This is a genomic window from Chengkuizengella axinellae (assembly GCF_030730905.1).
Classification (GTDB): Bacteria; Bacillota; Bacilli; order Paenibacillales; family KCTC-33759; genus Chengkuizengella; species Chengkuizengella axinellae.
In genome coordinates this window covers 97,204-122,641 of the sequence record NZ_JAVAMP010000011.1, presented here as the reverse complement: position 1 = coordinate 122,641, position 25,438 = coordinate 97,204, and the positions used below count along the sequence as shown (strand labels likewise).

Below are 25,438 nucleotides of genomic sequence, written 5' to 3'. Positions count from 1 at the left end.
ATCAATAATGACAGCAGGTAGAAGGAGCAGTAAATTAATATGGGGATCAAATTCAGTGTACTTGCAAGTGGTTCAACTGGTAATGCCATGGTTGTACAATCAAATGAAACACAAATTCTTATAGATGCAGGTTTAAGTGCCAAAAAAATTGAAAGTTTGATGCAGGAAAGAGGGGCAACCTGTGCAGACTTAGAAGGTGTTTTGGTAACACATGAGCACTCTGACCACATTAAGGGTTTGGGGGCTTTATCTAGAAAATATAAGCTACCGATCTATGCGAATCAGAAAACTTGGGACGCATTAAATAAGTCCGTTGGAAAGATTGAAGAACATCATCGGAAAGTGATACAAACAGAAAGTCAGGTTGATTTCGGTTCGTTAAAGGTAGACTCCTACTCGATATCTCATGATGCAGCTGAGCCCGTAGGTTATTGTTTTTGTGAGGATGATCAAAAGTTAAGCTTAGTCACTGATATCGGTTATATGAGTCAAAATGTGAAAGATAAAGTAGTAGAATCAGATGTGATTATTATTGAATCCAATCATGATATTGAGATGTTGAGAATGGGCAGATATCCATGGAATATAAAAAGAAGAATTCTAGGAGATTTAGGGCACCTCTCCAACGAAGCGGCAGGAGAGGCTTTATGTGAAATAATGTCTACAAGAACAAAGCGAGTTTATCTAGCTCATTTAAGCAGAGATCATAACCTTATGGATTTAGCTAGGTTAACCGTGGAAAATGTATTAAATGAAAATGAAATTAGCTTAAAGGAACGCAAGATCAAATTGAAAGATACTTATTTTGATCGAGCTACCGAATGGGATGACTTAAGTACAGGTTAAATTCTTTGAGGATGTTGTTCCTCTTCATCTAATTGCTTCATTTTCAAAATAATTTCATCATAAGATAAAATGTCCTTCTCCAATAGCAGCTCCATCATTGAATTAATAAGCAATGTATTTTTATAATGTTCTTCTTTTAAATCTGCTAATTTGCCAATCATGTCTATTTCATCTAAGGGGGAAAGCGTTTTATTCATAAAATAAACTCCTCTCTTTAATCGGATCGAGGTGTGTAATGAATATACACGTTTCGATCCATTTAACATTCCTATATAAGTACTATAGTTATATTTTAGACTCAAATTTTGGAAATTATTCCTACCGGGTAAACTGAATTAAACTCATGAATGAGCAGGTGTATTATTAAAGATACACGAACAAACATTCTTAGTCAATCATTACCTTTTGATATTTACATTACTCCATCCATATCCTTTTTTCCTGCTTACAGATGAAAAATAATGTGGGAGTAGACGAGAAATGATATATGTAGTGAGATATTATTATATTGTTAAAAAAGAAGATTGATGGGCTTGTCCATACATTATACATACGAAAGAAAGGTTGAAATTAGAACATGCAAATTCAAATTGTGACCGTAGGGAAATTAAAGGAAAAATATTTTGTACAAGGGATTTCAGAATATACGAAGCGGTTACAGGCTTATGCAAAAATCAAGATTATGGAAGTTCCAGATGAAAAAGCACCTGAACAATTAAGTGAATCGGAAGGAAGGCAAGTAAAAGAAAAAGAAGGTAAGCGAATCCTAGCACAAATTAAACCTGACCACTATGTATTTGCTTTGGCAATCAATGGACAAATGTGGTCGTCAGAGCAACTGGCTGAGAACATTGAAAAACTAGCTACATATGGTCGAAGTCAGCTCACCTTTGTTATTGGAGGGTCTCTAGGGTTGTCTGATGAAGTGTTGAGTAGGGCGGATCAGAAAATTTCATTTGGGAAAATAACTTATCCTCATCAGTTGATGAGATTGATATTGGTGGAGCAGGTTTATCGGGCGTTTAAGATTAATCGGGGGGAACCTTACCACAAATAAGTGAGTTTTTTGACAGGGGTAGTGTGAGCCTCGCCTCTGCTCTCCAAAATACACCACTTTTCGGAAGAGAAGATGGTGGGTTTTATTGTACAAAAAATGTTATGTACCGAGTAAAGGGGCTTTTGTGATGAAATGTACTTGATTTAAAGACCATCCCTTAATGAGATGGTCTTTGATCTACATGAGTTTGTTAGAAAGTTGGATTGCTATTTTTTATACTTCCTCCTGTCATTAAGAACAACAGTCTTGAGAAAGTATCAATTGGTTGGATTGCGTCCCAGTGCTCTACCAGTTTTCCATCTTTTAATCGAAATGTATCGGTAATAATGAATCCTTTTTTCTCATTGCCCCTGTGCTTCGCCATCAATGTGGTATGGCTATGCAATAGAATGAAATCACTATCAGCATATATTCGCTTCACATCAAAAGAATACTCAGGGAATCTCTTGGTCATTGTTTTCACATAGCCAACAAGTCCTGATATTTCATTTGGTATAGCTCTGTTGTGTTGTGTGTACGAACCATTCCCATATTTTTTCATTGTGTAGTCAAAGTCATGTTCATTCATTAAATGTTGAAAAAAGTCCACGACGATCTTTGCATTTTCTGTTTCTTGTTCAGTCCAATTATCTTGCAAATGTTTATCTATGTCTATTATTGGATATTTCTGCGATTGACTCATTATAAGCCTCCCATTTTTATTTATTTTTTTTAGATTAATATAGTAACCTTTTTCTATTACTAGACCAGTCTACTTATATCATGGCAAAAATATAACTACTTCAACTTATTATAAGTAAAACTAGACCAGTTTACTTTTAATTTATTTTAATTTATTTATTATTCATTGTCAATGAGAATTGTATAGAGTTTCATTGACAATTAGCGAAAGAATAAGTAGTGTTAAGTAAACTGGTCTAATATTTATTTAGGAGGAAATATGTCAAAATACAATAGAGAGGAAATTTTGCAATCTGGTGTTGAAATTCTAATGATGAAGGGGTTTTCAGGGTTAGGCGTTCAGCACGTATTAAAAGCTTGCGGGATTCCCAAAGGATCCTTTTACAATTTCTTTGAAAACAAAGATGCCTTTGTTATCGAAGCAATAAAGCTTTACAACAGAAAAGTAAAATTTACTTTGGAACAGATAGATAATGATAGCACTCAGAATCCGATTGAGAAGATTACGAAGTACTATTCTATTTCGAATGATTTCTTTTTCAATAACGGCAATCTTAGAACATGTCCATTGATGAATATTGTTTCAGATGATGTTGAAAATGAGGCCATTATCGAGTTAATTCATATCAGTATGAATATGCACAAAGGTTTCATAGCAAAATGGATTGAGAGCGCAACGACCTTGGAACTCATCTCAAATCAAATAGATCCTGTTCGATTGACACATATGATTTATGATAACTATCATGGTGCAGTATTGAGGATGAAATATGAGAATTCAGAGTTGCCACTCAACAACTTCATTAGTAATGTACTACCATTTTACTTAAAGTAAAGTGGTTATATTTTCTGAAATTTAAGTAAATCGGTCTAAATAATGTTGAAATTAGATTTTTATTTGTCACTAATATTCTAATTGAAAAGATATTGACATCGAATAATATCTTTGATATTATTTGTTCGTAACCGAACGAATGTAAAAGAGGTATTTGTATGAGACACGAAAGTCTACTTGGTAAGATAAATGAGATAAATTCGTCATCAAGTTCTTATATAAGTAAGAGACTAAAAGAAGAGAACTTTCCTTTGTTGAGAAATCATTTACCATTATTTTTTATTCTTCCTCATAATGGTGAGATGATGCAATTTAATGAAATTGCATCAAATTGGAATATTTCTAAATCATCTTTATCAGATGTTTTGGCAAAATATGAGGAGTTAGGATTCATAAAAAAGTCTCAATGTGATTCAGATAAAAGAATTACTAATATTGGTTTAACGCAAGAAGCTTATCCAATATTAGATAAATTGAAAAAAATTGGAACCGACTTAATTAACATTTTATTATCTGATTTTGAAACAGAAGATCGTGAGATCTTTGAAACTTACATCAACAAGGTTATATCAAATATAGATAAAGCGCTATAAGTGCTTTTTTTTACCAATATAGTTCGGTCGCGAACGAACTATATTGGTGGAAGTTCACTTATATTGAATATCTCAAAATAAAAAAGATAGATGACCTAGTGGAAAGTCAATAAATTAATGCTAATAAAATTGAATCAGGAATGAGTCAGAATGAAGTCAGTGTATAGGAATACCTATAAAAAGAAAAGGAGTAAACTTATGAAGTTACTAAAATTAAAAGGGTTATTTAAAAAAACATTTTTGGAGGTTGCATCAGTAGTTAACCCTTACGACGACTACTATTTAATTAAATTAAAATTAAAAGAGAATACAAAATGGATACCTGGTGAGCATGCAATTTTTACTTTACCTGATAGAGTAGTCGATGGTAAGAAGTGGAGATCGTTCAGTATTGCTTCAATTGAAAAAGAAGGTCACATGTTAATTGGTATACGAACAGGTCGAAAAGCTAGCAGTTTTAAAAAGAATCTAATTGAGATGAAAGAGGGAGAACGTGTTGGTGTGAGAGGTCCATTTGGCGGATTTAAGATTTCAGATACTTCTTCACCATTGGTGCTAATAGCAAGTCGTGTAGGGGTAACACCTATAAGAAGTTTACTTAAGGAAATTGAAAATAAAACCAAACGTCAGGTTAATATTGTCTATACATCAACAAATTATCACTTGTTTAGAGAAGAATTAAACGAGATTGCAGAGAAAAATTCAAATATTAATCTGTATATGATGGATGGTAAGAAACCTACTCAAACTAAAATTAAACATTTAGCAAAACAATTTGGTAGTGACGCTTATTACTATATATCTGGTAGTATGCCTATAATTAAATCAGTAAAATCGCTGCTAAAAGAAGAAGGTATTAAAAAGAATAAAATTATTAATGATCCATTTTATGGATATTAAAACAATGTTAATTAGCTACTGACTGTATGATTTGAATATAGGTTAGAGTAGTATTGATTATTTAAACATGTGAGCTGTGTTTAACAAGATAATAAAAATCGAATGAACAGAGTAGGAGGAGATATATCTTACTCTAGTTCAGTACGATTACCGTATCATAAGTAATGGTAGTTTTTGGTAGAATGTTTGAGTGAGAAAATAACAAAGACCGATGAGATTAACCGGTCTTATAATGGCGCAGATTCAATTTTGATTATAACATTAGTGACGTATATAACTTAAGACCGCTTTTCTAGCATTATCCTGAAATGTTTTATTATTAAAAACATCAAATATCATGCCTTGATCCCCGACATCACCAGTAACACCTTTTTTGCTGGCATAAAAAACGGCACTTTTATAACGTAAATCAGTTAACCCATCAATGTAACGTCTGGCTCCAACGTCAACTCTATGCATTTTACCTAACAAGACACTGACTTCAAATAAGGACTTTGTAAACATTCTTTTAAAGGTTGGCATACTGCTTGTGCCTTCAGTACCGGCCGTTCCACCAGGACTCATTGACAGAAGACGTACTTTGGGATATTTTCTAGCCAAGGATGACATCCACATAACGCCCATAAGTTTGACATACCCATAAGGTATCATTGCATCTGTAATATCTTTTTCCCAGAATGTCCCATTAGCAATGGAGGTAAACTCTCCAACAGAACCCTGCTTAAGCTCAGGTCTCTTAGCCATTCCCTTAACGCCTCTAGACACCTCCGTACCAACAAAAATACCTACGGAGGTTAATTTACTTTGTTCCAGTAATCTTTCCAAAAGCATAGCGTGGCCCAATACATTTACCGCATATATACGTGTTGTACCTTCAGGCGTAAGACTCATAAAATCTGAACCACCAAATCCCCCAGCATTCATTACAATGCCATCAATCGGTTCTTTCATATGATCTACAACATGACGAACGGAGTCTAAGTTTGAAACATCTATCATTATAATTTCAAAGATTTTTCTTCCTGTGACAGACTCTAGTTCTTTTTTGGCTTCCATTGCTTTCTTTTTATTTCTACAACCAAGATAGATCTTCTCAATAGTTGGATCCTCGGCTAATTGTCTTGCACTTTCTTTACCTAATCCACTATTGGCACCAGTTATTAATACTTTCTTTAACATCAAATCACTCCTAATCTGATTTATGAAATCTTTCAATTAATGATATATAAACTGTATCATGGTTTATTTCATTAAGACTTCTCAGATTAGCTCAATCATTTCTCAAAAAAGGTTTAAATGGTTAATTCACGTTCATTCTTCTTTTGTTTTCTAAATTCTGAAGGCGTTAGCTTATAGTGTGACTTAAAGTTTCGATTAAAGGTACCTAGTGAGTTGAAGCCGCTTTCTAAAGCGATATCCATAATGCTTCGATCAGTTTGAACCAATAATTCACAGGATCTTTCAAGTTTACGTTCAGTCAAGTATTTCATAGGGGATGAGCCATATATTTCTTTGAAAATCCGTTTAAAAGTAGCCAAACTTACCCCTGTTAAATGAGCCCATTCTTCAAGGGACAAATCAGAGTATAGATTGGCAACGATGGTTTTCTTAAAATCAAGCGTATGACTTTTAAATAGAGCAGATAAAAACTCATTTAGGTTAGGTGCTTGTCCCGAGTAGACCATTAATAGAACAAATTCTATGAGTTTCGTTTTGATCATAAGCTCATTTGCCAGTCTTGGATTGTCAAAAAGATATTGCAGACTTTCTTTAAAGTTTGTAATTATATTATCTATAGGAACACCAGAACCATAAAAATTCTCAACAAATTCTGATTCAATCGTTTCAAATTTCATGACCTCTTGAATCATCTCAGGATAAAGAAATACACCAACTAATTCAATGGATGAGTTCATATGTTGCTTGCTAGGGCTTTCAAGGAAGTAGTCCATACATTTAAGAAGTACCCCTTGGCTCTTATTGACTTCATACAGGTGATATGGTGACCTTAAATTGAAAGCACCCTGTTCAGCAAAAATAAAACATGCTTCGTCTTGAAAATAACCTTTGGGAAAACGGTGAAAGCGATCAAAAGTGAATCGACTAAAAACGGTATAGCCTTTGTAGTTCAAAAAAGACGGTTCACCGATGATTGCAGGCTTATTTTTCTTCAGTGATTCGTTTATTGGAATCAACTCCTTTGGGCATCTCCTAAGTATACAATATCATTTATGGTTGATTACATCCAAAGGCAGTGCAAGATATAAGGGATTGACATTGACGTAAAGTTCAAGTGATATACTAATTATATAAATCTAGTTAGGAGGCGCTGTAGATTTTAAAGGGAAAGAAGGGAGATATGTAAATAAGTTCTCAAAATATTGAAAAGATGTATAGCGGTGGCTGTTTTGGTGGGAAGCGAGAGGATATAATATAAAAAAACGCACCTCTAATTGCATAACAATTGAGGTGCAGTTAACCCGGGATCAGACTTGCTCTGTACGTCTCTGACTAATAAGTATAGTTTTTTATTTCAAATCAAACCTATCTGCATCCATCACCTTCGCCCATGCTGCGATAAAGTCACGTACAAATTTTTCTTGATTATCGTCTTGTGCATATACTTCAACTAAAGCACGAAGAACTGAGTTTGAACCGAATACCAGGTCAAAGCGTGAGGCAGTACGTACTACTTCTCCTGTTTTACGGTCGTGGCCTTCATATTTGTTAAAGCCTGCTGGTTTCCACTCAATCCCCATATCAAGCAGGTTTACAAAAAAGTCATTTGTTAAGGTACCACCACGGTCAGTAAAAACTCCTTGTTCTGTGCCACCATGGTTTGTACCGAGGACACGCATACCTCCGAGCAAGACTGTCATTTCTGGTGCAGTTAAGTCAAGTAGTTGTGCTTTGTCTATCAGCATTTCTTCTGGACTGATAGAGTATTCTTTTTTCTGGTAGTTACGGAATCCATCAGATACCGGCTCTAATACTTCAAAGTTTTCCACTTCTGTTTGTTCGGCTGTTGCGTCGCCACGACCAGGAGAAAATGGAACCGTTACCTCAAAGCCTGCATCTTTTGCTGCTTTTTCGATAGCTGCGTTTCCACCCAGTACGATTAAATCAGCAAGGCTGATTTTTTTATCAAGCTTGCTTTGAAGGTTTACGTAGATTCCTAGGACTTTTTCTAGCTGTTCAGGTTCGTTTGCTTCCCAGTCTTTTTGAGGAGCCAAACGGATGCGTGCACCGTTCGCACCTCCGCGCATATCAGAACCACGAAATGTGCTTGCTGAAGCCCAAGCTGTTTTCACAAGTTCGCTTACGGTTAATCCTGTGTTCAGGATTTTTTCTTTTAGGTCAGTGATTTCGGCATTGGATAGTTCGTAATTAACTGCTGGAATCGGATCCTGCCAAATTAACTCTTCTACTGGAACCTCTGGACCCCAGTATCTTTCTATAGGCCCCATGTCGCGGTGAAGTAATTTAAACCAAGCACGAGCGAATGCATCGGCAAATTCCTCCGGATTTTCATAAAAACGACGAGAAATTTTTTCATATTCCGGATCCATACGCAAGGCCATATCTGCTGTTGTCATCATCGTTTTTACTCGGACGGATGGGTCTTCAGCATCAGGAGCCAAATGCTCTTCCTGCATATTAACTGGTGCCCATTGTGAAGCGCCTGCGGGACTCTTTGCCAATTCCCACTCATACCCGAATAACAGATCAAAGTAGCCATTATCCCATTTAGTAGGGTTCGTTGTCCATGCACCTTCAACACCACTTGATATCGTATCACGGCCTTTTCCGCTCTTGTATGTACTCTTCCAGCCAAACCCTTGTGTTTCAAGTGTTGCAGCTTCCGGGTCGTCGCCTACATGAGAAGCATCCCCTGCGCCATGTGCTTTACCAAATGTGTGTCCACCAGCGATAAGCGCCACTGTTTCTTGGTCATTCATCCCCATGCGTTCGAATGTATCACGAATATCACGGGCACTTCCAAGTGGATCTGGCTCTCCGTTAGGCCCTTCGGGATTTACATAAATTAGTCCCATCTGTACAGCAGCAAGTGGATTTTCAAGTTCACGGTCACCAGAGTACCTATTGTCTGCTAACCATTCTTTCTCTGAACCCCAATATACATCTTCTTCAGGATGCCAAATGTCCTCTCGCCCTGCACCAAAACCAAACGTTTTCAAGCCCATGGATTCAAGTGCCACGTTACCAGTTAACACAAGTAAGTCGGCCCAGGAAATCTTGTTTCCATACTTTTGTTTAATAGGCCATAACAGACGGCGAGCTTTATCAAGGTTGACATTATCGGGCCAACTATTTAGAGGTGCAAAGCGCTGTGATCCAGTAGAGCCGCCCCCGCGTCCATCAGCCGTCCGAAATGTTCCTGCTGCATGCCAAGACATACGAATAAAGAATGGACCGTAGTGACCGTAGTCAGCAGGCCACCAATCCTGGCTATCAGTCATCAAATGATGTAGATCTTTCTTTAGAGCATCATAATCGAGCTTAGAGAATTCTTCTTTATAATTAAAGTCTTCTCCCATTGGGTTGGATTTTTTGTCATGCTGGCGAAGAATGCCCAAGTTCAATTGGTTTGGCCACCAGTCTTTATTCGTCGTACCTCTAGGAGCTGTCGTTGTCGTTATCGCACTATCTTTGTGATGGGTTACAGGACATTTTCCTGCAGATGCAGCTGTGTGTTCCTTTTGGTCAGGATAATTGTTGTTTTCCATTCATCATTCTCCTTCCTATTTTTGAACATTAAGTCGAAGATAACATTACATCTTACTACAAATAGATGTTAGACTATTTTGATAATTCTCACTATCTATTATAGTGGACTGGTAGTTTGATTCAAAGTGATATGGGTTGTGGATTTAATAATATTTACTATTTAATATGATTTATCATCACACAAGTAGGGTGAAAAATGTTTCCATGTTATTAAACTTTCCTGAATAAGAAGTTGTTAAACAAGATTTTTCCGCTTCTTGCTACTATTTTTTGAGCAATAGCGCTGAGCGTTATTTGTTAATTATACCAATTATCATATTGCTTTAAGGCTGCTAAGTTGACTCCCTTATTTTCCAAGTTACACTGTTTACTGTCCAAACCTCGTTATACCATTCTTCATCAAACTCATCACCTCATAATAAGTTATTCCATAGAGTCATTTTTAGAAGAAAGGAGAAGAACTAACATCATATTTCAATATTAATATTCACTACTATGGACACCAAGCTGCAATAGATGTTTATATCAGCGTTGAGAAAAGACCATGAAAAATTATGGGGTTTAATGGTAGGTGATATGGATGAAGTCCTAATGTTATTATGGATAAAAGGTATTTGGTTTCATCCAATGTAATTTATATAATGAAAGTGCACATAGAATACAATGATAATAGCAACAATCAAATGAAGCATTACACATTACACAAAGGAAGGATAAATAAACGGTGAAGTATAATTTTAGAATGGATAATATAAGGAGGCTAGATTTAAATGAAAGACATCCTTATTCAATATATGAAACGCTTCACAGACTTTAGTGAAGCAGAATTAGAGACGATCACTGCAGATATACCGCTTGAAGAGTTTAAAAAGGGAACCGTCCTTCTGCATCAAGGAGAGGTTCCAGAGAAGTGTTACTTTGTTTTAAAGGGATGTGTCCGACAGTTTGCAATCGATGAAGCAGGAAAAGAAACTACTTCTAATTTTTTCACAGAGGAACAAGGGGTTACTATCTTTAATCAACATACGTCTGAAAAAAAATCAAAATATTCATTAAGCTGTTTAGAAGACTGCGTACTTGTCGTGGGTGACTTATCTATTGAGCAGCAAATGTACGACGAACATGCAGGACTTGAATCTATGACACTTAAGATGATTGAAAAAAATATGGGTGAGATGCATGATGACTTTGCAGCATTTATTGCTTCTCGACCTGAAGAACGTTATCAGATACTTCTTGAGAAGCGACCTGAATTGATTGATCGTGTGCCGCAGCACCAATTGGCTAGTTATTTAGGCATAACGCCAGAGTCGCTTAGTCGTATAAAACGTAGGTTAGAACGACCTCATCTAAGAAAAGTGCAGGACTAATTTGAAAAAGGTTTTTTACCCCCTTTAATTAATAGCCAGATGCCAAAGCCAAGCTCTCCAACAATCATTGGAATGCTTAAAATCGTTTCTATTGTAGATGTAGCGTCTTTTAAGATTGGAAAAAATCCATGTAATAGATGAACCAACATATAACTAACGCCGGCTAAGACAAGTAAAATGCTGATCACCTTTGGTATTGTCTTGTTTTTTAACGCTACAAAACCCACCACCAAGAGATGCAGACCAAACACAATTAATCCCAATGACCAAACAGATTCAAATGTCATGATAGACATCATAACTTGAGAAGCAAGAGTATCGTTTGACTGATTGAAAAGCTCCCCATGATCACTAACCAAATTACCTACTTGAATCAAATTTGATATTGCAATAGCAAGTATGGCCGTATACATTAGTCGAAGCCATGCGGCTAGTAATGAATAACCTTGATGTATAGGCTTTAGGTACATATAAAATGCCCATGATACCAAAACATCTGTTATTAAAATGACAAGCCATCCAAAGATCTCTGCGCTAAACAAACCTGAGGACATTTGGATTTTATTTAGGGTTGCAATAGATTCCCCGTTCGTAATTAATGAACTATGAACATATCCATAAGAAAAAAACGCAGCTAAGGTCATGATTAATAAAGATATTCCGGCAATCACTGCTGATTTTCGAAGTTGATTTGTATCTTGCTGTAATGTTTCCATTTTTTGTATTATTCCCTCCTTAGTGTTTTGAATGTATTGTAATTGAGAAAGAGGTACATCGCATTGACTTAAGTCAATAGAAAAACAGTTTGATTTAAAATAATAGTTCCATAATTTAATACGGCACATATTAATAACAAGATTGACTAAATATAGCTTTAAAAATCCATTAAATCCTCTGTTAAAAGAAGATCTAATGGATCTTTAAAAAGATAAATATGGTAATGAGTAAATGGTGTATCGATTCATAGCTTTAATGCTAAAAAAACCTCTAGTAATAGTAATTAATATATAAGGGCTGATCTATAAGTAGATAATTCTACTAAGTGATCAGCCCTTATCATCTTATTTCCTAAATAAATTGATCATTTTTTTAAAGCAAAGGCACCATATTATAATTTCCTTCAAACATATCTAATATAGGAAACGTAAATTGAATGTTATGGAATTTCCATTGCTCGTTTTCCTTTATAACTAAAGCTTCAAATCTAAACTCCCACAAAGATTCATCTCCAAAAGACAATTCTTTTAAGGTATAAGCGATCTGTTTTTGAGCTTCAAAAAGTTTATCCTCGCCTTTTCCTTCTTTTTGTAATGTTTCCTTGACTAGTTTCCACTCATTTTGCAGCAATTCTTCAGAGTTTATTATTTTTTTCAAAATCCCACTTGTAACGATGGTTGCTGTGTTTCCCTCAGTTCGAATCATGGATTCATGAATATTCAGGTTCATTTCATCCCATTTTTCTCTTTGCTGCCATATCATTTTTTCAATACGATTCCAACCTATAGCTGCGGGATTTTCATGAGGATCAACAACGTAAATATCATCATGGGATAAAAACAAGGTCTGTACAGTCTCTTGAATATTGGTTGATGTATTTAAATAATGATTTTGAAAGTCATGTAGAGTTTCAATAATATCTTTTTTGTTATTATCATCATACTTCTCATTATATTTGCTCATTTTCTCTTTTATTTCATTGAAATATTTTAAAGAATCGGGATTATCCCTATCTATTCTCCATTCTGGATAGCTGGACATTGGAGCTGAAAATTGCAATCTATGAATAAGCCATTTGTCATTTTTCTTTATTAACCCACCAGACAACCTTAAAGGGAAAGGAATATTACTACCTTGATTTCCACTAATGGATTTTACTATAGATGCTAATTTTAAGTTGAGCATAGCTAACTTTGGCATGGTTTTAAAGTTAATAAAACGACCTTCTTCAAAAAAATCTGCTATTAAATCTGCACACCATTCATCATAATTATCTGGTGTATCAAAGCTGATCGTACAATCGGCTATAAACCAAGCTGCATTATCTTTAGAGTTGATTTTTGCATTTTCAAAATCTACAATAAGATCTCCCCAGTATGTCCAATCACTTTCAATCATATCCTTTAAATCTTTAAGACCGAAGCACCACTCTGTACGAGATGTTCCTACCGTGATCATACTATTATCGTTAATAAATAGATCATTAATATATTCATCTAACACTTCTATGTTTTTATTTGTGTAACCTTGCTGAAATCTATTTAAGACTGTTTTAACTTGCGTTATATCTTCTTGTTTTACTAGTATGTTTGTTGTCATATGTAATGCTCCCTTACGGTTATTTCTTGGGTTCTATATCAAAAATATCATGATTATTTATATTAATAAAGTATCACTTATATAAAAAATGGGATAGGTAAAGAATATTTATAAATTAAATATACCCTTACTTTTTAACGTACAGATCATCTTTCATTTTTTCTGCCGCTTTATGTTTAACAAAAACGATTTGATGATATTACCTGGGTAATAATTTGAAAAGTGATTTTAAGTACAATAGAATATAATAAAAACCCTTAAACGATGTTTGATACGCTTAAGGGGTTTTTATGGTGTGTTTCTCACCATTCTTTTGGCTGATAATTTAGATCCTGAAACAATCGAGTTTTTTCTTTTTTTGATAGATCTCGCCATTGTCCTAATGGGAGATTGCCCAAATGAATATTCATAATTCTAGTTCTTTGCAGTCTGTAAACCTCATAACCTAGAGCTTCACACATACGACGGATTTGACGATTTAAACCTTGGGTTAATATAATTTGAAATTCAAACTTGTTTATTTGTTTAACTTCACAAGGAAGTGTTTTTGCACCTAAAATCTTAACTCCTTCTGACATCTTTTTCAGAAATTCAGGGGTGATGGGTTTATCTACTGAAACTACATATTCTTTTTCATGTTGATTTTCAACACGTAAAATTTCATTTACAATATCTCCATCGTTTGTAAGGAGTATTAAACCATCCGAATCTTTATCAAGCCTCCCAATATTAAAGATCCTTAGAGGGTGATTAACCAGTTCAATAATATTTCCCTTTACATTCTTTTCTGTTGTGCTTGTAATACCTGGTGGTTTATTTAATGCAATATAGACGTTGTTTCTGGCTATACGGATTGGCTCACCACTTACTATAACATCATCTCCAGGCTCAACCTGGCTGCCTATTTCTGCAATTTTTCCATTGATAGTCACTCTTCCTTCTCGAATGAGTTTATCTGCACCACGTCTAGAGGCTTTTCCAGTTTCACTAATAAATTTATTAATACGCATGTTAACGACATCCTTAATTTAGAAAGTTATAGCTTTAAGAATAACCAAATACAATCTTGTTTTCAAGGACTTGCAGAGATATAGTGGCTATAGATTGTAGATAAGAAAGTGAATGGTTATTATAAAGTTACATAGATAAATAAATATTAGGAGTGCGATTCAATGAAAACAGTACAAAAGATAAAAAAGATCGGGGAAAGATTTTACTATATGACGCCTGTTTCAGAAACAGATCGTCCAATATTGGGGATGATTGTTGGTGATAAGAAGATACTGATGATTGATTCGGGAAACTCAGAAGCACATGCCCAATATTTTATTAACGAGCTTTCAAAAAAACAAATTTCCAAACCAGATATTGTAGCCTTAACTCACTGGCACTGGGATCATATATTTGGTCTTTCCTCATTGACTAATACGGTATCCATTTCTTCCAAAGAGACAGCAGAGGAGATGAAGAAGTTAATCCCTCTTTCATGGTCAGATGAGGCAATAGATGAACGTGTAAAAGAAGGGACGGAAATCGAATTTTGTGCAAACGCCATAAAGGAAGAGTTCGTATATCATAGGGATATAACTATAACTTTACCAACATTAACATTCGAAAATAGGCTTGAAATAGATCTTGGTGGAGTGACTTGTATTTTACAACAGGTGGGGGGAGATCATGCTTCGGATTCGGTGGTGGCGTACATAAAAGAGGAAAAGGTTTTATTTTTAGGAGATTGTATTTATCCAGATATTTTTTCATATAAAACAAACTATACCATCGAAAGAATTTTATCGTTGTTGGAAGTATTAGAAGCATTTGAAGCGGAAACCTATATCTACTCACATGGGACAGACATCTCAAAAAAAGAATTCAATCAAGAGGTGATTCTTTTAAAATCCATAGCTAAATATACTGAACTTTCCAAAGGTGATAAAGAGAGTATAAAAGATGCATATTCTAAGCAAGTGGAACGGGAGTTGAATGATGAAGAGCTTGAAACGATTGAGTTTTTTGTGAATGGATATCAAATGAACAATGAAATATAGAGTTATGCATTGTAGGGATTTTGAGCAAAATACTAGAATAAGTAAAGAATGAAATCATGAGGGAGGGATTAAAATGATTACTTATGAAGAAGTAATGGCCAAACTTGAGGAGCTTGGAAATGAGCAAACCAAAAAGATCTTTAAAAACCACGGAGCTGTCGAACCTATATATGGTGTAAAAGTGGGTGATCTGAAAAAACACTTAGTGAAAAAAGTTAAAAAGGATCAGGACTTGGCTTTGAAATTGTACGATTCTGGGAATAGTGATGCGATGTACCTAGCTGGTTTATCTGTTGATCCGAAACAAATGACAAAGCAAAAGCTACAACAGTGGGTTGAACAAGCTAACTGGTATATGTTAAGTGAATATACAGTTGCACAAGTAGCTGCGGAATCTCCATATGCTTTAGAATTAGCTAGAGAGTGGATGTCCTCAGACAGTGAAATGGTAGCTACAGCAGGTTGGAGTACGTATTCAAATTACTTATCCATAACCCCAGATGATCTTATTGATGGGAATGAAGTAAAGAAACGCTTAAAAAAAGTAGAGCACTCTATTCATGAAGAAAGAAATCGGGTGCGGTATGTAATGAATGGATTTGTTATTTCTGTAGGAGCTTATTATCCGCCTCTGACTGAAGAAGCAAAACGTATTGCTGAAGTGATTGGGAAAGTGAAAGTCAATATGGGGAAAACGGCTTGTAAAGTCCCACTTGCTACAGAATATATTGAAAAAATAGAGAGCAGAGAAGTAATTGGCAAGAAACGAAAAACGTGTATTTGTTAATACTGTAGATCTTACTCTTCTACAAGAGGGAGATTACAGCTTACAGTTTCATCTAAATAAAGGAGGTGTTATTGTTGAAATTTAATGTTATCACTTCACAGGTTTGAAAATCAAAGTTATCTATATGAAAAACAGTATGGGTTTTGATCAAGCTCCTCAGAGCATTTGAAAGTTGTTATTCAAATAAATTATTGATGGTAAAACGACTCTAATCGTTCATTTCTTAATACTAAGAAATTACTTTTAAGGAGTGCGATTAGAATGAAATATGTGAATGCGGATGAGGTTTTTCCAAAAGAATTAGTAATAGAAATGCAAAAATATGCTCAGGGGCAGATTGTATATATTTCAAAGCTTGAAGGAAACCACAAAAAATGGGGAGAAAAATCAGGGAATAGACAATATTTAAAACAAAGAAATCAGGCGATTCAAGAAGAATTTCAAAGTGGGGCAAGCATCGTAGAGTTATCTGATCGATATTTTCTTTCTGTTTACAGTATTAAAAAAATCGTTTATACCAAAATACAAAGTTAGTGAAAAGGCTGGATGAGTAAATCCAGCTTTTTTGTGTTGCACAACAAAACAACACTTAAGTGTCTATGGGTTTACAAAGAATGGAAGTAAAATAATTACAGTCCTATATGAATCTGCTTTAACAAGAAAAATAATTTGGAGGTGTATTATGGAAGAAGCGAAACGAAGTGAACATTTAATTGATTCAGAAATAAAAGGGATTATAGATGAAATGGGTAGTATGAGTTTAACACCAGAAAACTATTTAGTAGTACGAGAACAATTGAAAGCATTTTTCTCTTCTGATGTAAGAGAGCGTTATGATGTAGAAATTGAAGAAGTTTGGATTGATAATCTATTTGATAATTCAAAAGTTAGGTTGGTCATTACAAAACCAAAAAATATAGAAAAACAATTAAATCCCTTCATTTATTCTATGCATGGCGGTGGAATGATTGTTGGTAGTCCAGAATTAGATCATGAAAAACATGCATTTTTAGCACATCATTATCATTTTGTTGCTGTCTCTGTAGACTATCGTTTAGCCCCTGAATTTTCCCAACCAGCTCAATTATATGATTGTTATTCAGGCATTAAATGGTGTATTGATCACGCTGAAGAATTAAATATTGATACCGAAAAAGTTGCTGTTTTTGGTGAAAGTGCAGGGTCTGGATTAGCTGGTGGGCTAGCGCTATTTATTCGAGACCAACAGGAATTTAATATACAACACCTGAGATTATCGGTACCAATGTTAGATGATCGAACGGCAATTAAAGAGGCTCATCCATTTAATGGTGAGTACTTCTTTAATCATACTATTAATGATTTCGGATGGAAGTCTGTTCTTAACCAAAAGCCCGGAACTGAAGGTATATCAGAATATTATTCCCCCGGAAGAGCTAACAATCTTAAAGGATTACCTAGCACATATCTATGTGTAGGTTCTATTGAATTATTTGCTGATGAAACGCTCGATTTTGCAAAACAATTAATGTATGACGGTGTACCAGTCGAATTGCATTTATATCCCGGTTATCACCATCTAGGTTTATCGGTACCAGAGGCGTATCATGCGAAACGTGAAAACGAGAATAGTTTAAATGCATTATTACGTGCATTAAAAATAAAAGAATAATGCAGGCGGTGAATAAATAGGAGGGTATCATTTTGAATAATGTAAGTGAAACGATGGATACGAATGCAATAGAATTAGATTTAAGTCATTTAAAGAGAGTTCCTATCCTTGTTGCCTTGCTTATAGGGGCATTTGTCATGATTTTAAATGAAACGTTACTGAATATTGCTTTTCCTGATCTAATGATTGAATTTGCGATTAGTGCATCCACCGTTCAATGGTTAGCTACTGCATATATGTTAGTAGTAGGAATTTTAGTGCCTGTAACAGCCTTGCTGCAGCAATGGTTTACTACAAGACAAATGTTTTTTGGAGCTATGATATTATTTTTAATTGGAACGCTAGTTTGCTCCATTTCACCTGTTTTTGAAGTTTTATTAGTTGGTCGAATCATTCAAGCGTTAGGCACGGGACTTATGATGCCTGTTTTAATGAATACAATCTTAATCATATTTCCACCAGGGAATCGAGGAGCAGCTATGGGGATGATAGGACTCGTGATCATGTCAGCTCCTGCAATTGGCCCTGCACTTTCTGGTTTAATTATTGACAGTTTGAATTGGAGATGGTTATTTTATTTAGTTATTCCCTTAGCTGTATTTTCTATATTATTTGCAAGTGTTTATTTGAAAAATGTATCTCAGTTAACAAGACCTAAAGTAGACTTTGTTTCCATCATACTTTCTACAATTGGATTTGGTGGAATTGTATTTGGATTTAGCAGTGTGGGTGATGGTTCATGGACGGATCCACTGGTATATTGGAGTATCATGATAGGAGTTATTGCTTTAATTCTTTTTGTATGGAAGCAACTACACATGAAAGAGCCTATGTTGAATTTACAAGCATTTAGGTATCCGATGTTCTCACTTGTCATCGTTTTAATGTTAATTGTATTGATGAGTTTATTTTCAACAATCATCATGTTACCTTTATTTTTAATTCATGTTCTAGGCGTCTCAGCTCTTACAGCAGGCTTAATTTTAATGCCAGGTGGAATTATTAATGGCATATTAGCACCGATTTCAGGAATTATTTTTGATAAATTTGGTCCTAAAATATTGGTCATACCTGGATTAATCATGTTTAGTGTTTCTCTATATTTATTTTCTCAAATTGAATCCACTTGGACGAGTGGATATGTTATCTTTTTACATGTTCTAATGATGATCTCCATTGCAATGATTATGATGCCGGCACAGACTGCAGGTTTAAATCAGCTGCCAAAAAATTTATATGCTCATGGAACAGCAATCATGAACACTATACAACAAGTATCTGGGGCGATTGGTACTGCTTTGTTTATTAGCATTATGTCTTCTGGTACAAGAGATTATTTGGAATTATCTTCAGATCCCTCTAATCCAGTTGAACTGATTGAAGCTCAAGTTTATGGTTTTCATATTTCATTTCTAATAGGTGTATTTTTTTCGATCGCTGCACTTGTTTTAGGTTTATTTATTAAAAAAACGAAATCACCGTCAGAAGAAAATAAGATACCGATAAAGTACAATACTGTTATTGAATAGAAGTAGATTAAATATTAAATTTAACTTTATTCATAAATTTAGAATCCATTGAATGAACCTTTTAAAAATGGATTCTTTTTGTATGTCATTTATTTTTTTCGTTAATTATTCTCATCAAACTCTCATTGTATTCTCCTCCTATTTTCACTCTACTTCCGTATTATGAAATCATAAAAACAAAGGAGTGAGAGGAATTGAAAAACAAGGCATCTCATAAAATGGTTCTGCTTAAAGGATTTTTAAAATTAGTGTTAGTGGTTAGTTTTGTTTTTCTTGCGATTAGTTTAATTAATTTGGTAGTTCCTATATTCTTTATAGATCAAATGGAAGGTGTGGATGTATTTTTAACAAAAGTTACAATGGTATTTACGATTTCTGCAATTTTATTATTCGTTTGGGGAAAACTTTGGAAAAGTGTTAGAACAAAGAAAACAAAGGAAAATAAATCTTCAAATGTAATTCGGAAAATATGGCTGTTCTTTAAAACTAGACATGTATTATTTGGATGGATTGTAGTAGCAGCAGGCATTGCACACAGCTTATATTTTACTATTTATTTGCCTGAACAAATGATTGGTTTTTGGAGCGGTGTCATCGCATTCATTATTATGATCATTGCTGTCGTTTTTGGGTATTATTTTAATAAAAAGTCAGTCACAAATCCTTTGATTGGAAAACTTCATTTATGGATAGGAGTTCTCTTTTTTATAACATTTGTATATCACTTTATCGATTCTAAGGGGTAGAGTTAAAGAGTAACACGATTGACTCAAAGGATGTGTCAGTTAATAACGTCGCACAGGACGTGACCTGAACTTAGACTAGTGCCGAGTACACTAATCAAGATATTACCACATGGACGTGCTAAATAGAAAAAGGAGATAAATCATGAGTAGGATCTTAATTATTGAGGACGAAAAAAGTCTTGCTAGGTTTATTGAATTAGAACTTCATCATGAAGGGTTTGAAACTCAGATTGCCTTGGATGGAAGAGAAGGTTTATCACTAGCCATAAATGAAGAATGGGATTTGATATTGCTCGATTTAATGCTGCCTAATCTTAATGGTATAGAAATTTGTAGAAGAATACGTACCCAAAAAGACACTCCAATTATAATGTTGACGGCACGTGACAGTGTGTTTGATCGTATTTCTGGACTCGATAGTGGGGCAGATGATTATTTAGCAAAACCGTTTGAAATTGGAGAACTGCTTGCACGTATTCGATCTTTATTCCGTCGTATGAATCGATTGGATTCTTTTAATAACAACAAATTAGTCTTTAAAGATCTGATTGTTGATCAAGAAGGATGTATTGTAAAACAAGGAGAAGATACTCTTCAATTAACGAAACGAGAATATGAGTTGTGTATCATATTTATGAAAAATATCAATCGTGTATTAACGAGGGAAATGTTGCTTGATATAGTTTGGGGTTTTGAATTTTCCGTAGAAACAAATATCGTTGATGTATATGTTCGTTATTTGAGAAATAAATTGGACGCTGATTCTCCATCTAGGTATATTAAAACGGTGAGAGGAATTGGTTATGTGATGAGACAATGATGATCATAAAATGGTTTAAAAAGCTTCCATTTAAAATAAAGGTGTTTTTCATGTCTTTTGTGTTCATGTTTGTTTTTTTTCTGATCTTTTACCGTATTTTATTTGAAATCATGATGTCAGGGTTTAAAGAACAGCAACAAGAAGAAATAATTAGGAAATCTGAGGTGTTAAGTGTTTTACCATCCATTGATGAATTGCAAGTAAACGAGTGGTTAGAGAGATTAGTGATTGAAGGAGAACGTATTCGTATAGTTAATTCGTTTGGTCAAATGATGTATGAAGCTTCATCTGAATACAAGGTTGATTTTCCAGAAACGATCTTTGTTAATGAACCATCATTTCATAGAGAAAATAAAAATGAGCTTGTAATATACACTTACCGCTACCCAATTGATGATACTGATTTTTCTGGATCTATTGAATTATCTCGAGATATGAAGTTATTGACTAATCAAATGATTAAACCAATGCGCTCCCTGTTGTTTTTGGGAGGAGCAACTGCAGCGATGTTAAGCGGTTTGGTAAGCTTTTTTCTTTCGAGACAACTGCTATTGCCAATGAGAGAAATGATTCGAACAATGAAAAGGATTCGACAAAAAAGTCTTAAAGAAAGAATGCCATTGTATAACAGAAATGATGAGATTGGTCGTCTCTCAGAAATGTTTAATGAGATGATGAATGAGTTAGAAAGCTCATTTAACCAGCAAAAGCAATTTATTGAAGATGCCTCACATGAACTCCGAACACCTATTACCATTCTTGAAGGTCACTTGAATTTACTCAATCGATGGGGGAAAGACAATCCAGAAGTTTTAGAAGAGTCATTACGAACTTCTTCACAAGAATTAAATCGATTGAAACAGCTTGTCCTTGCACTCTTGGAATTGAATCAATCTGAAGTGGAAGAAAATACGTTACCTAAAGAAATCATTAATCCATATGTAAGATTAAAAAAAATAATGGAAGATTTTAAGCCCATGCACCCTGAAGTTGTTTTTACTCTTTATGGGGATGAAAAAGAGACAGTATTAATTGATGGGAATCGTTTTGATCAAATTTTCCGTATTCTTGTAGATAATGCATTAAAATATGCTGAAAGTGAACAGATCATTGTTAAGATAAATAAGGATAGTAACCAAATTACTATTTCAGTTGAAGATAAAGGCATAGGGATATCTCAAGAGCATTTGCCACATCTTTTTAATCGTTTCTATCGAGCGGATAAATCAAGGAGTAGAGTACAAGGGGGGAGTGGGCTGGGTCTCGCAATTGCAAAAAACTTAACTGAAAAATATGGGGGAAAGATTGAAATAGATAGCAAGATAAAAAAAGGAACGACTGTAAAAGTTTCATTTTCTGCAATATACCTTAGTTAACATAGCGATGACCTATTTTTATTATATAAACAAACTAGTCCATCATAAATTTAGAAACCATTTAAAGTATTTTTTAAAATAGTTTCTTTTTTTATGTCATTTTATATTCATTTTAGGTTACTTTGTTGTGTAAAAAATAAATATAATGACAAGTTATATATTTTACTTGAATGGCAGCATGTATACTTTTACGATAAACGTACAACAAGTTGAGGTGTAGACATGATCTATGAATTAAATAAATCACATTTTTACAAAGTATCCCACCTACTCACGGGGGATTTAGTAAATATAGAAATTAAAGGGGTGGTTCAAGGTTACCAACCTGGGTGGGTGTTTGTTGAACATATAGATCATCCAAAGACAGCTATGATATGGTCAAAAGCAATAGATGGTTTTTATTTTATTGGAGATGAAAACAATACAGATTTCAATGATTATATAAATCAATTTATAAGTCTAGATATCGCCCCTCGGGCAAAGGATCTAGGTTTAATATCTTTTGAATTTAGTGGAACAAGCTTATCTTGGGATAAGACCTTGGAGAGTGTTTTTCAGAACCGAGAACTACATCGTTCAAAGCAATTCACGTATAAATATAAAAACATAATAAATGCTTCCATAGCGGAAATTGAATTGCAAAATGGATTTGAGATGATGGAAGTGAATGTTTTCCTACTAGAGAAAAAGCTATCTAATTTAGACTTTGTTACATCTATGATTCTTGACTGGTGGGATTCACTTGATGATTTTTTTGTTAGTGGGGTTGGATTTTGTATTTTATATAAAGATCAAATCGTTTCTTGCTGTATTTCTAGCTGTGTAACTGATGATGCAATGGGATCGCATACTGTAACTTTAAATGATTATAGAAATCATGGACTCGCTAAAAAGTTAATCCATCAATTTTTAACGTACTGTAGAGATCACGGATTTGAGCCGAATTGGGATTGTATGGAGGAAAATTTGGGGTCAAGACTGTTGGCAGAAAGCTGCGGGTATACAAAAGATTCAGAATATATTTTGTATCATTTTAAACTATACTGAAGGTGAATTTTCATGAAAGAATTATTAGAAAAAGATTATAACAAGATATTGAAGCTGCTAGATAGAGGTATACAGTATCCAGAGGTGATATCCATTATAGAAAAAAATAATCCGGGTACTATCTTTGTAGACGAAATATATGAACCCAAATCGGCTTTAGTTTGGAATCAAGGAATGAAAGGATTCTATTTCCTTGGAGATCCTGAAAGTAAGTTGTTTTTAGAACATATTAATGAATTTATGGATCATTTTATTCCTAAATTTTTGAAAGAGAGAAATATAAGTTGTTTCGAAGGGTCAGGTACAACACAAGAGTGGGATGAAACGATAAAAAAAGTGTTTGAAAACAAAGATTTACATAGTGGGAAACAGCGTATATACACTTGGGATTATAACAGTAATATCCATCAAATGAAACATTTTAAGTATAAGATCTATTCAATACGATCAATGAATCATCAAAGTTTTTTTAATTGGAAGTATTATGAGAGAGTATTGGTATCATTTTGGGGTTCTATAGACCAGCTGATTGAAAAAGGAAATTGTTATTATGCTGTTGATGGGAATAAAATTATAGGGATTTGTTATAGTGGTTTTGTTACTTCTAATACGAAAACTATAGGAATAGAAACAGATGAAAAATATCGAAAGCAGGGAGTTGGGTATCACCTAGCACTTCATTGTATTAGGGATATACTCCAAGAAGGAAAAATGATATGGTGGGATTGTATGGAAGAAAACATTGGATCTGGAAGGTTAGCTGAAAAACTTGGGTTTGTAAAATCCCAAGAGTATGAATGTTATTATTCTGGTTTATAACTCAAGGGAGTAGAGTGAAATGGATGAATAGAAGAAAAATTAATATTAATTCAGTACCAAAAAAAATGTCAGTACGATATCAAAATAAAGATTTATATTTACCTGATGAATTAAAAAAAGAGTTAGATCATTATTGGGCAAACTTAATCAAAAGTGGAAAAAAATTTACTCGTGGAAACGTATATGCAATAAAAGACATCGTAATGAATAGTGAGAAATTAAATATTCATTTAGAAAAAACAGATTATGCTCACTATTTATATTCACGAGAATTTCCATTATCAGAAGAAAATGTATGCAAAGAAATACACTCAGCAGCAATGATAAAAACATCGGATGAGAAGATGTTTTTTGGAGAAATGTCACCAAATACAGCACACCCAAATCGATTGCAATTTGTTGGTGGTGGAATTGATCTCTCAGATATTAAAGGTGGGTTAGTAGATTTTAAGCATTCCTTAGTTAGAGAAGCAAAGGAAGAAGTTGGATTGGACTTATTGGATGAAACAATAACAGAAACTATTTTCCCTAAATACATTAAAACGGGTGGTTTATATCATGTTATTGCAATCATTTATGAAGTGAAGTTGAAAATAGACTCACAAAAATTTGAAGAACTGTATAATGATTTTATAGATTTATTAAAGGAAGCTGGAGAAGAACCAGAATTTGTGAATTTACATTCTGTATCTGTTAACTTAGAAAGTATAAATGATTTTTTTAATAATGAAAAGAGAGCCATGGTGGATTATATTGAACCTGTTTTTAGAGAAGAAGTTGATAATAAATAAAATAAATATCGTAGACCTATAGAGTAAAACAAGGGTGGAATTATAATACTGTTTAAAGATATTATTTGCAGAACAGCAGGAGTGTATTCTGAGCATCTTATAAGAGGAAATTCGTATCAAGTTATAGATATAAACAATGAGAAAGAATTAATTCGAATCAAAACAGAGCAAGGAAAGCTTTGTTGGTTTCCACAACATCTCTTTAATTTAAATGGAGAAGAAGTAGTATGTCTATTAGATTGGAAATTTGATGACGAAGTGACTGATGATCCCTTAGAAACAAACTGGATTGAGATAAGTTTAAATATGAATGATGGGGTATGAGTTAAAGGGTGTTTCAACGGACACGACAATAGCTATTGAAATAGAAGATTACCAAAGGGTAAAAGCGGAGTTTGCTATGAAAGCTCAGTTTCATCCATTGAATTTCATTTTAAACATCTACTCATTACCTATAGTGGTTTAGTAGTCGTTCTT

The 25,438-nt window shown here is 34.1% G+C and carries 26 protein-coding genes; 18 read left to right on the top strand and 8 right to left on the bottom strand.

Annotated features, from left to right (window positions below; genetic code table 11):
- Positions 1–39 precede the first annotated feature (39 nt).
- Positions 40–846 (top strand): MBL fold metallo-hydrolase, encoded by an 807-nt coding sequence (locus tag Q5Y73_RS18270; RefSeq protein ID WP_305993355.1) that lies wholly within the window; start codon positions 40–42, stop codon positions 844–846.
- Here Q5Y73_RS18270 and Q5Y73_RS18265 read toward each other — a convergent pair.
- Entirely contained in the window at positions 843–1,043 is a 201-nt protein-coding gene (locus Q5Y73_RS18265) for a hypothetical protein (protein WP_305993354.1), read from the bottom strand. The genes Q5Y73_RS18270 and Q5Y73_RS18265 overlap by 4 nt on opposite strands.
- Positions 1,044–1,423: 380 nt before the next feature.
- Between Q5Y73_RS18265 and rlmH the strand changes: the two genes are divergently transcribed.
- The gene (gene rlmH / locus Q5Y73_RS18260) at positions 1,424–1,903 is read left to right on the top strand and encodes a 23S rRNA (pseudouridine(1915)-N(3))-methyltransferase RlmH (RefSeq protein ID WP_305993353.1); all 480 of its coding nucleotides are present in this window, start codon (positions 1,424–1,426) and stop codon (positions 1,901–1,903) included.
- Between the two features lie 190 nt (positions 1,904–2,093).
- Here rlmH and Q5Y73_RS18255 read toward each other — a convergent pair whose 3' ends face one another.
- Entirely contained in the window at positions 2,094–2,585 is a 492-nt protein-coding gene (locus Q5Y73_RS18255) for a nuclear transport factor 2 family protein (protein WP_305993352.1), read from the bottom strand.
- 258 nt (positions 2,586–2,843) lie between these two features.
- Here Q5Y73_RS18255 and Q5Y73_RS18250 point away from each other — a divergent pair, with 258 nt between their 5' ends.
- The 3 genes from Q5Y73_RS18250 to Q5Y73_RS18240 all read left to right on the top strand — a co-directional run bounded on the left by Q5Y73_RS18250 (position 2,844) and on the right by Q5Y73_RS18240 (position 4,912).
- Positions 2,844–3,419, top strand: coding sequence for a TetR/AcrR family transcriptional regulator (locus Q5Y73_RS18250; RefSeq protein WP_305993351.1), 576 nt, complete (start codon positions 2,844–2,846; stop codon positions 3,417–3,419).
- Positions 3,420–3,577: 158 nt separating this feature from the next.
- Entirely contained in the window at positions 3,578–4,012 is a 435-nt protein-coding gene (locus Q5Y73_RS18245; RefSeq protein WP_305993350.1) for a MarR family winged helix-turn-helix transcriptional regulator, read from the top strand.
- A gap of 198 nt (positions 4,013–4,210) precedes the next feature.
- Positions 4,211–4,912: an FAD-dependent oxidoreductase gene (locus Q5Y73_RS18240; protein ID WP_305993349.1), complete on the top strand. Its 702-nt coding sequence runs from the start codon at positions 4,211–4,213 to the stop codon at positions 4,910–4,912.
- Between the two features lie 261 nt (positions 4,913–5,173).
- Here the strand turns inward: Q5Y73_RS18240 and Q5Y73_RS18235 are convergent, their stop codons facing one another.
- From Q5Y73_RS18235 to katG, 3 genes are all read right to left on the bottom strand, one after another.
- A complete protein-coding gene (locus Q5Y73_RS18235) occupies positions 5,174–6,091 on the bottom strand; it encodes an SDR family NAD(P)-dependent oxidoreductase (RefSeq protein ID WP_305993348.1) in 918 nt (305 codons plus the stop codon).
- Positions 6,092–6,204: 113 nt separating this feature from the next.
- Positions 6,205–7,107, bottom strand: coding sequence for a helix-turn-helix domain-containing protein (locus Q5Y73_RS18230; protein ID WP_305993347.1), 903 nt, complete (start codon positions 7,105–7,107; stop codon positions 6,205–6,207).
- A gap of 333 nt (positions 7,108–7,440) precedes the next feature.
- Positions 7,441–9,660, bottom strand: a complete 2,220-nt coding sequence (gene katG / locus Q5Y73_RS18225) for a catalase/peroxidase HPI (protein WP_305993346.1) — start codon at positions 9,658–9,660, stop codon at positions 7,441–7,443.
- Positions 9,661–10,431: 771 nt separating this feature from the next.
- Between katG and Q5Y73_RS18220 the strand changes: the two genes are divergently transcribed.
- The gene (locus tag Q5Y73_RS18220) at positions 10,432–11,031 is read left to right on the top strand and encodes a Crp/Fnr family transcriptional regulator (RefSeq protein WP_305993345.1); all 600 of its coding nucleotides are present in this window, start codon (positions 10,432–10,434) and stop codon (positions 11,029–11,031) included.
- Here the strand turns inward: Q5Y73_RS18220 and Q5Y73_RS18215 are convergent.
- From Q5Y73_RS18215 to Q5Y73_RS18205, 3 genes are all read right to left on the bottom strand, one after another.
- Positions 11,028–11,747, bottom strand: coding sequence for a DUF4386 domain-containing protein (locus tag Q5Y73_RS18215; protein ID WP_305993344.1), 720 nt, complete (start codon positions 11,745–11,747; stop codon positions 11,028–11,030). The two genes, Q5Y73_RS18220 and Q5Y73_RS18215, sit on opposite strands and share 4 nt — an antisense overlap.
- 373 nt (positions 11,748–12,120) lie before the next feature.
- Positions 12,121–13,347 (bottom strand): nuclear transport factor 2 family protein, encoded by a 1,227-nt coding sequence (locus Q5Y73_RS18210; RefSeq protein ID WP_305993343.1) that lies wholly within the window; start codon positions 13,345–13,347, stop codon positions 12,121–12,123.
- Between the two features lie 302 nt (positions 13,348–13,649).
- Complete coding sequence (locus Q5Y73_RS18205) at positions 13,650–14,357, bottom strand: pseudouridine synthase (protein ID WP_305993342.1); 708 nt, start codon at positions 14,355–14,357, stop codon at positions 13,650–13,652.
- Between the two features lie 162 nt (positions 14,358–14,519).
- Here Q5Y73_RS18205 and Q5Y73_RS18200 point away from each other — a divergent pair, with 162 nt between their 5' ends.
- The 12 genes from Q5Y73_RS18200 (at position 14,520) to Q5Y73_RS18145 (ending at position 25,285) form a co-directional block, all read left to right on the top strand.
- Positions 14,520–15,395: an MBL fold metallo-hydrolase gene (locus Q5Y73_RS18200; RefSeq protein WP_305993341.1), complete on the top strand. Its 876-nt coding sequence runs from the start codon at positions 14,520–14,522 to the stop codon at positions 15,393–15,395.
- A gap of 76 nt (positions 15,396–15,471) precedes the next feature.
- Positions 15,472–16,182 carry a DNA alkylation repair protein gene (locus Q5Y73_RS18195; protein WP_305993397.1) on the top strand — a complete coding sequence of 237 codons (711 nt, stop codon included), beginning with the start codon at positions 15,472–15,474 and terminating at the stop codon, positions 16,180–16,182.
- A 261-nt stretch (positions 16,183–16,443) separates the two neighbouring features.
- Positions 16,444–16,716: a CD3324 family protein gene (locus Q5Y73_RS18190; protein ID WP_305993340.1), complete on the top strand. Its 273-nt coding sequence runs from the start codon at positions 16,444–16,446 to the stop codon at positions 16,714–16,716.
- A gap of 148 nt (positions 16,717–16,864) precedes the next feature.
- Positions 16,865–17,833: an alpha/beta hydrolase gene (locus Q5Y73_RS18185; protein WP_305993339.1), complete on the top strand. Its 969-nt coding sequence runs from the start codon at positions 16,865–16,867 to the stop codon at positions 17,831–17,833.
- Between the two features lie 53 nt (positions 17,834–17,886).
- On the top strand, positions 17,887–19,362 hold the full coding sequence (locus tag Q5Y73_RS18180) for a DHA2 family efflux MFS transporter permease subunit (protein ID WP_305993396.1): 1,476 nt from the start codon (positions 17,887–17,889) through the stop codon (positions 19,360–19,362).
- Between the two features lie 194 nt (positions 19,363–19,556).
- Positions 19,557–20,108: a hypothetical protein gene (locus Q5Y73_RS18175; RefSeq protein ID WP_305993338.1), complete on the top strand. Its 552-nt coding sequence runs from the start codon at positions 19,557–19,559 to the stop codon at positions 20,106–20,108.
- A gap of 142 nt (positions 20,109–20,250) precedes the next feature.
- Positions 20,251–20,928, top strand: a complete 678-nt coding sequence (locus Q5Y73_RS18170) for a response regulator transcription factor (protein WP_305993337.1) — start codon at positions 20,251–20,253, stop codon at positions 20,926–20,928.
- Between the two features lie 50 nt (positions 20,929–20,978).
- Positions 20,979–22,304, top strand: a complete 1,326-nt coding sequence (locus Q5Y73_RS18165; protein WP_305993336.1) for a sensor histidine kinase — start codon at positions 20,979–20,981, stop codon at positions 22,302–22,304.
- Between the two features lie 222 nt (positions 22,305–22,526).
- The gene (locus Q5Y73_RS18160) at positions 22,527–23,351 is read left to right on the top strand and encodes a GNAT family N-acetyltransferase (RefSeq protein WP_305993335.1); all 825 of its coding nucleotides are present in this window, start codon (positions 22,527–22,529) and stop codon (positions 23,349–23,351) included.
- A gap of 12 nt (positions 23,352–23,363) precedes the next feature.
- The gene (locus Q5Y73_RS18155) at positions 23,364–24,170 is read left to right on the top strand and encodes a GNAT family N-acetyltransferase (protein ID WP_305993334.1); all 807 of its coding nucleotides are present in this window, start codon (positions 23,364–23,366) and stop codon (positions 24,168–24,170) included.
- A gap of 23 nt (positions 24,171–24,193) precedes the next feature.
- The gene (locus tag Q5Y73_RS18150) at positions 24,194–24,961 is read left to right on the top strand and encodes an NUDIX hydrolase (RefSeq protein ID WP_305993333.1); all 768 of its coding nucleotides are present in this window, start codon (positions 24,194–24,196) and stop codon (positions 24,959–24,961) included.
- Between the two features lie 81 nt (positions 24,962–25,042).
- Entirely contained in the window at positions 25,043–25,285 is a 243-nt protein-coding gene (locus tag Q5Y73_RS18145; RefSeq protein WP_305993332.1) for a hypothetical protein, read from the top strand.
- Positions 25,286–25,438: the final 153 nt, after the last annotated feature.

Excerpts from the sequence above, each read along its gene's own strand:
- Q5Y73_RS18170 (WP_305993337.1), top strand. The coding sequence starts at position 20,251 with ATGAGTAGGATCTTAATTATTGAGGACGAAAAAAGTCTTGCTAGGTTT.
- Q5Y73_RS18185 (WP_305993339.1), top strand. The coding sequence starts at position 16,865 with ATGGAAGAAGCGAAACGAAGTGAACATTTAATTGATTCAGAAATAAAA.
- Q5Y73_RS18270 (WP_305993355.1), top strand. The coding sequence starts at position 40 with ATGGGGATCAAATTCAGTGTACTTGCAAGTGGTTCAACTGGTAATGCC.
- Q5Y73_RS18220 (WP_305993345.1), top strand. The coding sequence starts at position 10,432 with ATGAAAGACATCCTTATTCAATATATGAAACGCTTCACAGACTTTAGT.
- Q5Y73_RS18205 (WP_305993342.1), bottom strand. The coding sequence starts at position 14,357 with ATGCGTATTAATAAATTTATTAGTGAAACTGGAAAAGCCTCTAGACGT.
- rlmH (WP_305993353.1), top strand. The coding sequence starts at position 1,424 with ATGCAAATTCAAATTGTGACCGTAGGGAAATTAAAGGAAAAATATTTT.
- Q5Y73_RS18265 (WP_305993354.1), bottom strand. The coding sequence starts at position 1,043 with ATGAATAAAACGCTTTCCCCCTTAGATGAAATAGACATGATTGGCAAA.
- Q5Y73_RS18165 (WP_305993336.1), top strand. The coding sequence starts at position 20,979 with ATGTCTTTTGTGTTCATGTTTGTTTTTTTTCTGATCTTTTACCGTATT.
- Q5Y73_RS18155 (WP_305993334.1), top strand. The coding sequence starts at position 23,364 with ATGAAAGAATTATTAGAAAAAGATTATAACAAGATATTGAAGCTGCTA.
- Q5Y73_RS18150 (WP_305993333.1), top strand. The coding sequence starts at position 24,194 with ATGAATAGAAGAAAAATTAATATTAATTCAGTACCAAAAAAAATGTCA.
- Q5Y73_RS18245 (WP_305993350.1), top strand. The coding sequence starts at position 3,578 with ATGAGACACGAAAGTCTACTTGGTAAGATAAATGAGATAAATTCGTCA.
- Q5Y73_RS18210 (WP_305993343.1), bottom strand. The coding sequence starts at position 13,347 with ATGACAACAAACATACTAGTAAAACAAGAAGATATAACGCAAGTTAAA.
- Q5Y73_RS18190 (WP_305993340.1), top strand. The coding sequence starts at position 16,444 with ATGAAATATGTGAATGCGGATGAGGTTTTTCCAAAAGAATTAGTAATA.
- Q5Y73_RS18200 (WP_305993341.1), top strand. The coding sequence starts at position 14,520 with ATGAAAACAGTACAAAAGATAAAAAAGATCGGGGAAAGATTTTACTAT.
- Q5Y73_RS18215 (WP_305993344.1), bottom strand. The coding sequence starts at position 11,747 with ATGGAAACATTACAGCAAGATACAAATCAACTTCGAAAATCAGCAGTG.
- Q5Y73_RS18255 (WP_305993352.1), bottom strand. The coding sequence starts at position 2,585 with ATGAGTCAATCGCAGAAATATCCAATAATAGACATAGATAAACATTTG.
- Q5Y73_RS18160 (WP_305993335.1), top strand. The coding sequence starts at position 22,527 with ATGATCTATGAATTAAATAAATCACATTTTTACAAAGTATCCCACCTA.
- Q5Y73_RS18235 (WP_305993348.1), bottom strand. The coding sequence starts at position 6,091 with ATGTTAAAGAAAGTATTAATAACTGGTGCCAATAGTGGATTAGGTAAA.
- Q5Y73_RS18180 (WP_305993396.1), top strand. The coding sequence starts at position 17,887 with ATGGATACGAATGCAATAGAATTAGATTTAAGTCATTTAAAGAGAGTT.
- katG (WP_305993346.1), bottom strand. The coding sequence starts at position 9,660 with ATGGAAAACAACAATTATCCTGACCAAAAGGAACACACAGCTGCATCT.
- Q5Y73_RS18250 (WP_305993351.1), top strand. The coding sequence starts at position 2,844 with ATGTCAAAATACAATAGAGAGGAAATTTTGCAATCTGGTGTTGAAATT.
- Q5Y73_RS18240 (WP_305993349.1), top strand. The coding sequence starts at position 4,211 with ATGAAGTTACTAAAATTAAAAGGGTTATTTAAAAAAACATTTTTGGAG.